Annotated in this window: 9 protein-coding genes and 1 pseudogene; 5 read left to right on the forward strand and 5 right to left on the reverse strand. The window is 39.4% G+C overall.

Annotation, left to right across the window (positions count from 1 at the left end; translation table 11 throughout):
- Positions 1 to 42 precede the first annotated feature (42 nt).
- Complete coding sequence (locus tag F564_RS0111725) at positions 43 to 1,185, forward strand: DEAD/DEAH box helicase (protein ID WP_028122818.1); 1,143 nt, start codon at positions 43 to 45, stop codon at positions 1,183 to 1,185.
- Between the two features lie 11 nt (positions 1,186 to 1,196).
- On the opposite strand, the gene F564_RS0111730 is transcribed toward F564_RS0111725, so the two are convergent.
- Positions 1,197 to 2,582 (reverse strand): hypothetical protein, encoded by a 1,386-nt coding sequence (locus tag F564_RS0111730; protein WP_154656860.1) that lies wholly within the window; start codon positions 2,580 to 2,582, stop codon positions 1,197 to 1,199.
- Positions 2,583 to 2,738: 156 nt separating this feature from the next.
- Positions 2,739 to 3,095 (reverse strand): HopJ type III effector protein, encoded by a 357-nt coding sequence (locus F564_RS0111735; RefSeq protein ID WP_028122820.1) that lies wholly within the window; start codon positions 3,093 to 3,095, stop codon positions 2,739 to 2,741.
- 40 nt (positions 3,096 to 3,135) lie between these two features.
- Here F564_RS0111735 and F564_RS20260 point away from each other — a divergent pair.
- Positions 3,136 to 3,333, forward strand: a pseudogene (locus F564_RS20260) (RtcB family protein); the annotation flags it as partial.
- Positions 3,334 to 3,553: 220 nt separating this feature from the next.
- Here F564_RS20260 and F564_RS0111745 read toward each other — a convergent pair.
- Positions 3,554 to 5,761, reverse strand: a complete 2,208-nt coding sequence (locus tag F564_RS0111745) for a polyribonucleotide nucleotidyltransferase (protein ID WP_028122821.1) — start codon at positions 5,759 to 5,761, stop codon at positions 3,554 to 3,556.
- Positions 5,762 to 5,977: 216 nt separating this feature from the next.
- On the opposite strand from F564_RS0111745, the gene F564_RS0111750 reads away from it, so the two are divergent.
- Positions 5,978 to 7,216: an MFS transporter gene (locus tag F564_RS0111750; protein WP_028122822.1), complete on the forward strand. Its 1,239-nt coding sequence runs from the start codon at positions 5,978 to 5,980 to the stop codon at positions 7,214 to 7,216.
- 13 nt (positions 7,217 to 7,229) lie between these two features.
- On the opposite strand, the gene F564_RS0111755 is transcribed toward F564_RS0111750, so the two are convergent.
- Positions 7,230 to 8,873, reverse strand: a complete 1,644-nt coding sequence (locus F564_RS0111755; protein WP_028122823.1) for an ABC1 kinase family protein — start codon at positions 8,871 to 8,873, stop codon at positions 7,230 to 7,232.
- 171 nt (positions 8,874 to 9,044) lie between these two features.
- Positions 9,045 to 9,359 carry a DUF4286 family protein gene (locus F564_RS0111760; protein ID WP_034981477.1) on the reverse strand — a complete coding sequence of 105 codons (315 nt, stop codon included), beginning with the start codon at positions 9,357 to 9,359 and terminating at the stop codon, positions 9,045 to 9,047.
- Positions 9,360 to 9,509: 150 nt separating this feature from the next.
- Between F564_RS0111760 and gyrA the strand changes: the two genes are divergently transcribed.
- A complete protein-coding gene (gene gyrA, locus F564_RS0111765; protein WP_028122825.1) occupies positions 9,510 to 12,143 on the forward strand; it encodes a DNA gyrase subunit A in 2,634 nt (877 codons plus the stop codon).
- Between the two features lie 21 nt (positions 12,144 to 12,164).
- Complete coding sequence (locus F564_RS0111770) at positions 12,165 to 13,547, forward strand: tetratricopeptide repeat protein (protein WP_028122826.1); 1,383 nt, start codon at positions 12,165 to 12,167, stop codon at positions 13,545 to 13,547.
- The last annotated feature ends 34 nt before the right edge of the window (positions 13,548 to 13,581 follow it).

The following is a 13,581-nucleotide window of genomic DNA, read 5'->3' on the forward strand; positions in this document are numbered from 1 at the left end:
AAACGAGATCAATACCTTATCTTTGCACCAAATAAGTATTATATGTCATTCGAATCTCTGGGATTATCAAGCAATATTATCAGTTCTGTCAAAAAACTAGGTTATCTCAAGCCATTTCCAATTCAGGAAAAAGCGATACCTGTGATTTTGGAGGGAAAAGATCTGATGGGAATTGCCCAAACTGGTTCCGGAAAAACAGCTTGTTTCGTCATGCCTATTTTGGAAAAAATGCAGAATGCAGAAGTCAAAAAAGACCGTAATATAGAGGTTCTAATCTTGGTTCCAACCAGAGAACTGGCCATTCAGATTGATGAAGTTTTCCGGGCGTTTACAGACCATCTGAAGCGTGAGATCCGGACAATGGCTGTTTATGGAGGTGTTTCCATTAATCCGCAAATGAAGGGCATGTTTGGGGTAGAAGTTCTGATTGCCACGCCTGGCCGTCTCTTGGATCTGATCGATCACAATGCTTTGAGCATCTCCGGAATCCAGCATCTGGTAGTAGATGAGGCGGATAAAATGTTTCAGATGGGCTTTGGCGAAGAGATGAATCAACTGTTTGGCCTGATGCCTGTGATGAAACAAACGACTTTGTTCTCTGCTACTTTGGACGATAAAGTGTCTGAAATGAAGCAACGCCTTTCCATCAATCCAACTTTGATTGAAATCAAAAAAGAAGACGTCGCAATAGATGATATCGAGCAAATCGCCTATCACGTTTCTCCCGAAAGCAAAGGGCCTTTTTTACGTTATTTGATCAAAGAAAAGAAGGTTGGAAAAGCCCTGATATTCGTTTCCTCTACCCGATCTGCAGACAATCTGGTTGAAAAACTGAAGAAAAACAAAATCAAAGCCGTTGCCATCCACAGCCAAAAATCGCAAGGTGCCCGTAGAAATAATTTGGAAGAATTCAAAGTCAACGGTGCTCAGATTTTGGTTGCAACAGACCTGATAGGTCGTGGAATCCACATCGATGATCTTCCTTGTGTTATCAATTATGAATTGCCGCGTTCGCCGTTGGACTACATCCACAGAATTGGTAGAACAGGGCGTGCCGGCGAAAAAGGAACAGCCATTAGTATTTTGACCCACGATGAGCTTCAGCATTTCCGAGTGATCCAAAAGAAAATGGGCAAAAAAGTGACTTTGCAGCGAACAGGCGACATAGACCTTCACGGCTATTAATCGAACTTATTTTACTTCTCACAATCACAGTCCTGCCTTCTGTGGCGTTTGAAAGCATTGTCCCAAAATGGATAGAACTTGAGCGCAACATAAAGATTGGCAGCGTGAAGCTGATCGTGTTTGAATAAGAGAGGTAAGGCATTTTCGCTTCCAATAATCAAAGGCCCAAGTCTCAAATAGCCACCAAACTGAAGATTTTGAAATTCTGACAGAGTGGTAGAAATCCCGTACCCGAAAGCTTCTTTCTGGATAGAATAGTTCACATTGAGAAGATTGTTCCGTTTCAAAGAATTTTCAAAAACCGGAACCCTTTGGACCCAGTTCACATTCACGAAATGATGTTCTTTCACTCGCTGGCTGTAGTTGATATTGACACTTGTTGGCAAACCTATTTTGAAACCATAGCCCGCAAAAGACCGGTTCTCATCGCCGTACGCTTCCTGACTTAATATTTTCAGATATTGCTCCGGACTTTCAAATTTTCGGTTTTCCAGATTCGGATTATTTTGCAGCCAAATGCTATTTCCGTTGTTGAAAACATGATTGATGCCTTGTTTGAAATTGACAAAACCAAGATCCAGTAAATTAAAAGAGAATTTATAATTGTATTCCTCTTCCCGAGGATCTCTATCCACCATTGCAATCCCAAGATCCAAACCCAAACCGGAACCATTCTGTTTGTATTCATAAGATTTCGTTTCGAAGTTGTAATTCGTGGTATAACTGGCGTGTAGGTTATAATTGGAAGCATAGATATTCTTAAGATCTGGATTTTCTCCGACAGAAGGCTGCGTTGCAGTTAGGTCAATATCATTAAGATTGGCGATATTTGCGGCGTCCAAACCAATTTCATATTTCAGATTAAATCCAAGAATCCATTGTTTTTCAGAATAAGGGAAGATGGTAGTAGAGGCATTCAGCCCTATTTCATTCCAGTTCATAAGATTGGTAGAGAAGGGTTTCATTTTGTAATCCGAAGGCTGAAAAACCCTTGCATTACCATAACGGAGATAATTATCAAAATCCAGAAAAGAACTCTGGGTTCTCAATCGGGTGAAAAGCCCCAACACGTATTTCTTTTCCCTGATGTTGGCAGTCATAGAAAACGAAGGTCCCAAAATATCAGAAGCTACAAAAAATGTGGCTTTGTCTTTATTATAAAAATCCAGGACATTGGCCGTCTTTACACTTGTGTTATTTCCCTTAGGATTGGCGACTTCTATTGTTGTATTGGCCAATCCCAGCAGGCTTTGCTTTGCGATGTACGCATAGTCATTCTCGATAAAAAGATCTGCCGCAACCAGATTGACATCCCAAGGATTTGAGCTCAGAAATGGCTGTGTAGGCGCCCACGGTGCAGAATTGATTCCGCTGAAAAAATCATTGGAAAACGTCAAATTATTTTGCGCTGCCGTTATACAACAACAGAAAACAGACAGACCAAAACAAAACGATTTTAACATATAATTATCAAAGTCAATAGAAAACTAAGTTATATATAAAATATTGTTTAAAAATTCATATTCGAATAATTACGTCTTGCTTTTCTTAACCTACTGATTATCTGATAATTTAATTTTTTTCCGACTCAAAGCCCGCCCTTCAAATGATATCCCAGCCCAACCAAACTTGATAAAGTTTCTGATATTCTGATGATCATCCCCGTCAGGATTCTGCAAAACATCAATCCTGTAAAAGTCTCCAAACAAGGCCAAAGTTTCTTCTTTCGACAGATCATTCAATTGCGCAAAACTGAAAACCTTGCAGGAACCATTATTCTGGTTAGCTTCATTAGCCGTGTTTCCGTTCGTAAATTTCGTAGGTGTAAAATCGTAATGTGCATCAATAAAAGCAATAACGTCATTAAACTGAATGTCGTCTGCTGATTTTTCTAATTGTTCAAATAGCATTATTTTTAAATTTTCTCAAAAATAACCAAAATAATATCACCTGCGCAAAATTACAGGAAAGACAATGCTGGTGATGCACCACGGTTCTAGAGCGCCGGGCGCCACGTTGTACGACAGAGGGATGAAAGTCGCCAACCGTTTCCGATTGGAAATTTCGCCGGAAACCCTGAAGGAAAACGCGTGGATCCCGTACGAAACCGAGGAAGGAAAACAATACTGGGAAGCCTTGCAACTCCTTTAAACAAAACATTCCTCTCTTTAATCATATCAGAATATTTTTTTTCCATAGAATCTGTTTCTGCAATTATTTTAAAATCTTTTATTATCTGAAAGTTTAAAGATTGTGATGCATCTTTTTCAATTTTAGCCACGCTGCTGAAATTCAATTAAATTTGAAATCATATTGCTAAAAAAAATCCCCCGAAAACTCGGAGGATTTGTATGATTAAGATTTAATCTTATGCTTCGTTCAAAGGCTTGTGTTCTCCTGGCTGGTCTTTACCTTCAGGATTTACGCTTCCTTCATTTCTCGGTTTAGGAGCTGGTCTTTCTGGTCTTGGCAACAAAACTTTTCTAGAAAGTTTCATTTTTTTACGGTCATCATAACCCATAAATTTCACCTCAACTTGGTCGCCTTCGTTGTAAGGAACTTTATCAAGACGAGCCCACTCTATTTCTGAGATGTGAAGTAAACCTTCAGTACCTTTAGCAATCGCTACAAACGCACCAAAGTCCATCACTTTCACTACTCTACCTTGGTAAACTTCACCGATAGTTGGTACGAAAGTAATTTCGTTGATTCTTGCAATCGCTTCATTGATTTTCTCTCTACTAACCCCAGAAATTTCGATTCTACCGATTTCGCCAACTTCTTCAATTGCGATAACTGTATCCGTGTCTTTCTGCATCTGCTGAATGATTTTTCCACCAGGTCCGATAACCGCACCGATGAAATCTTTAGAAATTTCTAGCATTACCATTTTCGGAGCGTGAGGTTTCACGTCTTCTCTTGGAGCAGAAATCGTTTCATTCAATTTATCAAGAATATGCAATCTTCCGTCTCTAGCTTGTAGAAGCGCTTTTTCCATAATATCCATAGACAATCCTTGGATTTTGATATCCATCTGGCAAGCGGTGATTCCGTCTGCAGTTCCGGTTACTTTGAAGTCCATATCTCCCAAGTGATCTTCGTCCCCTAAGATGTCAGAAAGCACTGTGAATTTTCCTGATTTCACGTCCGTTACCAACCCCATTGCGATACCAGAAACTGGTTTTTTGATTTGAACACCCGCATCCATCAATGCTAAAGTTCCTGCACAAACAGTTGCCATAGAAGATGAACCGTTGGATTCTAAGATATCAGAAACGATACGGATGGTGTAAGGATTTTCTTCTGGGATCATATTTGCCAAAGCTCTCTGAGCTAAGTTTCCGTGCCCCACTTCTCTTCTTGAAGTTCCTCTCAAAGGTCTTGCTTCACCTGTTGAGAATGGAGGGAAGTTATAGTGTAGGAAGAATCTCTCGTCATAGTTTACCATTACGCTGTCTACCATATTCGCATCTTTCACTGAACCAAGAGTTACAGCAGTTAAAGATTGAGTTTCACCTCTTGTGAAAATTGCAGAACCGTGCGCTCCTGGTAAATAATCAATTTCGCTCCAGATTGGGCGAATGGTTTCTGGGTTACGACCATCAAGACGAATTTTTTCGTTCAAGATCATTTGACGCATCGCTTCTTTTTCTACGTCGTGGTAATATACTTTTACGAAAGGTGTTACTCTTTCCAATTCTTCAGCATTATCAACATATTGAGCTAAAAATTCTTCGCGTACCGCTTTGAATTTTTCTCCTCTTTCTTCTTTGCTAGAAGGTGATTTTGCTACTTCATATACTTTATCGTAAGTTTCTTTCCAAACTTTTTCGCGGATGGCTTCGTCGTGATTCTCGTGGCTGTATTCTCTTTTTGGTAAAGATTTGCCTACTTTTTCGGCTAATCTTTCCTGAGCTTCCACTTGTTTTTTGATTTCTTGGTGAGCGAACTGAATTGCTTCAAGCATTTCAGCTTCAGAAATTTCTTTCATTTCACCTTCCACCATTACGATAGAATCTTTAGTTGCGCCCACCATAATATCCAGGTCAGCCAATTTAAGATCTGCATAATTAGGGTTTACCGCTAATTTACCATCAATTCTTACAACTCTTACTTCAGACATTGGTCCGTTGAAAGGAATATCTGTAATCGCAATTGCTGCTGAAGCTGCAAGACCCGCAAGATCATCAGGAATAGATTGTCCGTCGTAAGAAATTAATGAGATCATCACTTGAACTTCTGCGTGGAAATCTTCTGGGAATAATGGCCTTAGAACTCTGTCTACCAAACGCATTGTCAGGATTTCCTGATCCGATGGTCTGGCTTCTCTTCTGAAAAAGTTTCCAGGGATTTTTCCACCTGCGTAGAATTTTTCTCTGTAATCTACTGTCAATGGTAAGAAATCTACACCATCTTTTGCTTCTTTGCTGGCTACAACAGTTGCTAAAAGCATAGTTCCGCCAATTTTTACTACTACAGATCCATCAGCCTGTTTTGCCAATTTTCCTGTTTCAATTGTGATTTCTCTGCCGTCTGCAAGAATAATCGTTTCTGTAATTGCTTGAGGTATACTCATAAATTGTTTTGTGTTGCACTCCGTATTGAGTGCTTTAATTAATTATATTTCGTCTAAAAATGTGGTGCAAATTTACTGTTTTTGTTTGGATTTTCTTAATTTACTAAGAAATATAGATTTTAATATTCTATTTTTACACTTCCTTTACGCGAAAAGAGGTTTTTACATCTCTTTAAATCTGGTGAAAATTCTAGTTTTCCCTTCCAATATTGTTTTATGAAAACCGACACTTCCTTTATCAAAAATCCATTTTTTATATCCTGGATATTAGCCTTGTTATTTTACGCCTTAGAATATGCGGTGCGATCATCCCCCAGTGTAATGATCGGTCAGCTTCAAAGCGCTTACGGCGTCGGTTCTACAGAAGTAAGCTCGCTCGCTAGTGCCTATTACATCAGCTACTCTATCACCAGTTTGGCAGCAGGATTGTTACTGGACAGGATGGGCGCCAGAAAGCCCGTATTCTTTGGCATTTTGGTCTTGGCAGTTGGTTGTCTTTTTTTTGGAGGATCACATTATATCGTTGGATATGCAGGAAGATTGATGCAGGGAATGGGTTCTGCAATGGCTTTCCCGGCAGCAGTTTACATCGCAGTGAAAGCTTTTTCCGGGAAGAATCTTGCGACAGCCATCGGAATCACGCAAACATTAGGAATGTTGGGCGGATCTGCTGGTCAAAAATTGAGCAACACTTATTTGACCAATGGAAACAGTGTTCACAGCATCTGGATCATCTTCGGTGCCAGCTCTTTGATTTTAGCTTTACTGGCTTTTCTTTTCACACCTAAGTCAGAGCCTGGAATAAATACCGAAAAGCAAAAGAATTTTCTTGATAATTATAAGATTATCTTCGCAAATCCACAAAGTTATTTATCAGGTTTGGTTTCGGGTTTGTTATTCGCTCCCACTACGATTTTCGCTATGATTTGGGGTGTCGATTTTCTCCAAAAAAGCCGAGGTCTTTCGCAGGAAAGCGCAACGGTAGCCTGTGCGCTGGTTCCAATCGGCTGGGCGATTGGATGTCCACTTTTGGGCTGGATTGCCGACAGGATCAAGCGTAAAATCCCAGTCATTATTGGAGGTGCGGTTTTGATGATCTTAAGCGTATTGCAATTGGCTTATCTCCCGAGTTTAATATCGGAAAATATTTCTCTATTATTAATGGGAATTGGTTCTGGCGCGGCAATGATCCCTTACTCTATCATCAAAGAAGTGAATCCTGATCAAGTGAAAGGCAGCGCAGCGGGAGCTATTAATTTTTTAACTTTTGGAGTGACGACACTATTAGCACCATTGTTCTCAAAACTCTTCGGTTCTAAGTTGGCAGGAAGCTTAGACACTCATTCACTATTGCAGCATTCGCTGTTATTTTTTGTTATTGGGATCATTTGCGCTATCGTGATCACTATTTTCCTTAAAGAAACCGGGAATTTAAAACCTGAGGAAGAACAATAATTCTATGCCTCAATTACTTTCTTGTGATTCTGAGCAAAAGAATAATCACCATTAACACAGAAAACACAAATCCTAAAACCGCGATCACAGACATTTCACCAATTCTAGGTCCGGATTCTGAAACGAAAACGATGGATGTAGCAATCATATTTGCACCTAAAACCATCGCCAAAATCAGATTAATAATGCTTGATTTGATAAGTTGATTGGTCTTTTCGATATTCTTGATTTCACTTGAAATGGTAAATTTATTATCATCCAATTTCTGCAGAACAGAGCGTAATTCTTTGGGGATTTCGTCTACACTGTCTGTGAAAGTCAGCATCTTGTCCATTCCGTTTTTAAAGAGTTTTTTCGGACTTATTTTTTTGGTCAAGATTTTTTTGGTATAGGGATGAAGACTTTTCACAATATCAAGATCGGGATTAATACTTCTTCCCACGCCTTCTATAAGACCAATTCCTTTAAACAAGAGATAGAAATAATCCGGCATGTAGAGCTGATTGTCTTTTAAGACATCCTTCATCTTATTAATAATCATCTGAGGATCGATGTCTTTCAATGACGTGCTGTGAACAAAATTCAGTACTTCTTCCACATCATTTTGAAACCGCCTCTCATCCGGGATCTCATAGCTAACTGCCATTTTCTTTAATGACCTTACGATTTTATGAGAATTTTTGGCAACAAAAGCCACAATAAGGCCTTCCAAAATTTCTTTGTCATTTGGCTGTATTTTTCCAACTGCACCAAAATCGATGAAAACCACGCGGCCATCTTTTTTGACTAAAATATTACCGGCGTGCGGATCGGCGTGAAAAAATCCATAGTCCAAAATCTGAGAAACGAAAAGCCTCAGACCAACTTCAGAAATCGTAATCGGATCAATATTGTTGTTTAAAAGCTCAGCTTTGTCCGTGACTTTAATTCCGTCAATAAACGCCATACAGAGGACATTGTTATTAGAAAATTCGTCATAGACAATTGGAACATAGGTCTCCTTGTTATTTTTAAAATTTAAGGCAAACTGCCTGATATTATTCCTTTCATTTACCAAGGAAACCTCTTCCAACAAAGACTTTTCAAAAGTGGCGATGGCTTGTTTCAAATTGAGTTTTGAACCCAGCTCGGAATAGGTTGAAATCAGCTTCACAAAATCCTTAATCAGAAGCAGATCATCTTCTATAACCGTGAGGATATCTGGCTTCTTGATCTTTAAAATAACTGCCTCGCCAGTGATCAAAGTGGCGCTGTAAACCTGCGCAATGGAGGCCGTTGCCAAAGGTTTTGCCACAACTTCCAAAAAATGTTCTTCGACAGAGATATCAAATTCATTCTCCAGCATCTCATTCACGTTCATATCAACAACTTCTACCCGATCCTGAAGTTTCTGTAACTCCAGAATCAACTCCGCCGGAAGCAGATCTTCACGATTACTGAATGTCTGTCCTAGTTTTACAAAGGTTGGCCCCAATTCTTCTAAAACCATTCTTATTCTTTCATGAACGGTTCCTTTGGAAATGATTTCCTCAGACGACAGCGTATTTTCTTCAGTCTTTTTGCCCATTCTGGCAATCATATTTTTGAATCCGTACTTACTTAGTACAGAAATTAATCTGGCAGAGCGTTTAAGTTTTCGTTGTTGTTTATCGAACATAAATCACAAAATAAAGGAGCTAAGAAGTACCTCCAAAAATTATTCCTACAAGTTAAAAAAAGTCTTGGAGATCCTGAACCAGAGATTGAAAGTAAGAGTTTAAATAAAAAATTCTCGCAGCTATTAATAAAAAAAAGCCTGTCAAACCTGTCCAATATGCGAAATAAATAGTTAAAATCTCGTCTTTTTAGGATCCAGAAAAGTAGGAAAAACCATCACTGTTTGACCAAATTTTTGTGCAATCCGCTCTTCTAGGTTTACCAGTTCGCTTTCCATAAATTGATCACGCATCAGGTCATTATCAAAAACCAAAAACAGATTGGTGTTTTTCCCCTCATCTACCATATCAGATCTTACTTCGGAAAGAATATATTTCTCAACATCCAGAAGATTTTCCACCATCTGATGAAGATCATTTTCCACATAGATGTCCCATTCATCTATTTTATTTTCGATTGTATGAAATGTAATACTGAGTATGCTCATTTTTAATATTTTTTGATGATCAATGTTGATAAATTCAGAATGCAAAAATCGGTTTTTTTTTTGTAAATTAGCCCGTTATAAAAAATAGAAAAACTTGAAGCATTAGAATGTAATTTAACATTCTGATTTACAATAAATTAAAAAATATTTATGCATAAGGAAGGAGAAAGGTTAATACCAATCAACATTGTTGACGAGATGAGAACCTCTTACATCGATTATTCGATGTCAGTAATTGTATCAAGAGCTTTGCCAGATGTAAGAGACGGACTGAAACCCGTACACAGAAGAGTTCTTTACGGTATGTACGGCTTGAATGTCTTTTCTAACAGAAAACATTTGAAATCTGCGAGAATTGTTGGAGACGTTTTGGGTAAATACCACCCGCACGGCGACAGTTCTGTTTATGATGCAATGGTCAGAATGGCGCAACCTTGGAGTTTGCGTTATCAGATGGTTGATGGCCAGGGTAACTTCGGTTCTATGGACGGCGATCCACCTGCAGCAATGCGTTACACAGAAGCAAGACTTAAGAAAATATCAGACGAGATCCTCGCAGACCTTGACAAAGAAACGGTAGATTTTCAAAATAACTTTGATGACAGTATGACAGAACCAACCGTTCTACCTACTAGAATCCCGAGTCTTTTGGTAAATGGTGCTTCCGGTATTGCCGTGGGTATGGCGACCAATATGGCACCTCACAACCTAGCCGAAAGTATCGATGCGATCTGCGCCTACATCGATGATAAAGAAATTACCATTGATGAACTTATGAAGCACATCATTGCACCAGATTTCCCAACCGGAGGCATTATTTACGGTTATGATGGCGTGCGTGATGCTTTCCACACAGGAAGAGGACGCATTGTGCTCAGAGCAAAAATCAACTTCGAAGAAATCGGAAACAGAAATGCGATCATCGTCACAGAAATACCTTATCAAGTCAACAAAGCAGAGATGATTGCCAGAACTGCTGAATTGGTAAAAGACGACAAACTACCCGGCATTTATGAGATCCGTGATGAATCCGACAGAACAGGTCTACGTATTGTTTACGAACTTAAAAATGATGCCATACCAAACGTGGTATTAAACCTTCTATACAAATATACTTCCCTACAAACCTCATTTTCGGTTAATAATATTGCATTGGTCAAAGGAAGACCCGTACAGCTGAACGTGAAGGATATGATTTTGCATTTCGTAGATCACCGTCACGAAGTGATTGTACGAAGAACAAAATATGAACTGAGAAAAGCACAAGAAAGAGCACACATTCTTGAAGGCTTTATGAAAGTAATCGGAACTCAGGATTCACTAGACAGAGCGATTGCAATCATCCGTCACAGTGCTAATCCTGCAGCTGCGAAAGAAGGCTTGATCGAGGAATTTGAACTTTCAGAAATTCAGGCTCAGGCCGTTCTGGATCTTCGTCTGGCTCGTCTTACAGGAATGGAACTTGATAAGATCCGTGCTGAATATGAAGAGATAATGGCGATGATTGCAGACTTGGAGGACATTCTTACGAATGAGCCAAGACGTTATGAGATCATCAAAGCTGAGCTTCAGGAAATAAAAGAAAAGTATGGCGACGAAAGACGTTCGGAGATCGATTATGCTGGTGGAGAATTCTCTATTGAAGACATGATCCCGGATGAGAAGGTAGTTTTGACCATCTCTCACGCCGGCTACATCAAAAGAACGTTGCTTTCCGAATACAAAGTACAATCCAGAGGCGGCGTTGGAAACAGAGCTGCGACTACAAGAGATGAAGATTTCCTTGAATATATCGTAACAGCAACCAACCACGAATACCTGTTGTTCTTCACAGAAAAAGGAAAATGTTTCTGGCTAAGGGTTTTCGAAGTTCCGGAAGGATCAAAAACTTCGAAAGGAAGAGCCGTTCAGAACTTAATCAATATAGAACAGGACGACAAGATCAAGGCTTACATCAGAACCAAAGACCTTAAAAACCAGGAATATATCAACCAAATGAATGTTGTGATGATCACCAAGAACGGTACCATCAAGAAAACATCCCTGGAAGCCTACTCACGACCAAGAACAAATGGTGTCAACGCCATCGAGATCCGTGATAACGACGCACTACTAGGCGCAAGATTAACAGACGGAAACTCTGAAATCATGATCGCCACCAAAAACGGAAAATGCATCCGTTTCCCTGAAGAAAAGGCAAGAGCTGTCGGCAGAGGATCCATCGGTGTAAGAGGAATTTCTCTTGAAGACAATGATGAAGTGATCGGAATGATTGTTGTAAATGACTTGGAAAACGATACCGTTTTGGTCGTGTCAGAAAGAGGTTATGGGAAACGAACAGCTGTTGAAGATTACCGTGTAACCAACCGCGGTGGAAAAGGTGTAATCACGCTTAACATTACAGAAAAAACAGGAAATCTAATTGCCATTCAAAGCGTCACAGACGAAGATGGATTGATGATCATCAACAAATCCGGTGTGGCCATCAGAATGAATATGAAAGAGATGCGCGTAATGGGTAGAAACACTCAGGGTGTGAAAGTCATCAACCTGAAAACTAAAGACGAGATTGCGGCTATTGCAAAAGTTGAGATGGACAGTGAAGTTGTGGAAGACGAAGCTGAAGAAGGTGCAGAAAACGACAGCAACAATCCGGAATTCAAATTAAAACCTCAAAAAGCAGATAGCCAAACCAACAACGAGGAATCAGAAGAATCAGACACTGAGAAAACAGATGGTGAAGAAACCTCTGAAAACAGTGATAAAACCGAAGACAAAGAATAAAAAAAAATTAAAAAGTTTAATATGAAAAGATTAATTTTAAGTTTAGCAGTTTTATCTGTAGCCTTGGTGAGTGCACAGAAAAAAGAAATCGCTAACGCTGTAAAAGCAGTTGATTCAGGAGATCTTACAACTGCCAATTCAGAAATATCAAAAGCAGAAGGTATTTTTGGAGAAAAAACATACTTATTGGAACCAGCAGTTCTTGAACAGTATTATTACGCAAAAGGTTTTGCATTACTGAAGGCCGGAAAAAACACAGAAGGCGCAGAGTATCTTGCAAAAATTGCAACATTGGGCAAAGATGCCATCTACACAGGAAAAGACGCTGAAAAAAACAAAGTCTATTTTGTAGGAAAAGATGCTGCAGACCAATTTGGAGCAGGCCTTTCTTTAAAACAAGATCAATATTCTCCGTCCTTGGGTGACAAATTAAGACAATCCATCAATCCGCTTTTGCAAAAAGCAAATGAAATGGCGACAAAAAGTTACAATGACAAAAAATTTGATGTAGCTGGAGAGAAGTTCGCAGAGACTTACTTCCTCTTCAAAGCAGCGGGACAGGATGACAAAAACTACCTTTATTACGCAGGTGTAGCATATGCGCAAACCACAGATAACAAAGCAAAGGCGATAGATATCCTTGATTCTTTGATCAAATCTGGCTACACAGGTGTAGAAACTTCTTATACCGCAAAAAACAAAGCCGGAGAAAAAGAAACGCTTGACAAAGCGGCCTACGATCTTTACAAGAAAACAGCAGGCAGTGCTGGATATACCGAATTCAAAACAGAAGTTACCCCTAGCAAACAGGAAGAACTCTATGATCTTTTGGCGTCTTTGCTATTCGAACAAAAAAGATATGATGAAGCAGGAAAAGTAGCTGACGAAGGTTTGAAGAAATTCCCAAACAATCAGTCTTTATCGCAGGTTCAAAGTAACTCCTATTTCAAAACGGGAAAAACAGATGAGTTTGTCAATAACCTGAGAGCTAAAATTGCAAAAAACCCTAACGACAAAGAGAGCATCTACAATCTTGGCGTCATGCTAAGCAAAGACCCAGCAAAATCAGCAGAAGCAGAAGCAACTTACAAACGATTGGTAGAGCTAGATCCGAAATATCCGAATGCACTGAACAACCTTGTGTTCTCAATCATTGGAGAAGACGATGCTAAGACCATCGAGGAATATCGAAATCTGAAAAAAGCAGGCAAAATAGATGCAGCCAATAAAGTCTTGGAACAAAGAAGAGCCAGATTCCAAAAAGCATTACCTTATGCAGAACAGATGTACCAGACTGATCCCAATAACAAAGAATTGGTAAGCCTTCTAAAAGGAATGTATATGACCACGCAGAACACTGCAAAATACAACGAATTCAAAGCAAAAGAAACCGCAATGAAATAATGCAAAAGGAGCCTCCGGGCTTCTTTTTTTCATT

It is taken from the genome of Epilithonimonas tenax DSM 16811 (genome assembly GCF_000428485.1).
Classification (GTDB): domain Bacteria; phylum Bacteroidota; class Bacteroidia; order Flavobacteriales; family Weeksellaceae; genus Epilithonimonas; species Epilithonimonas tenax.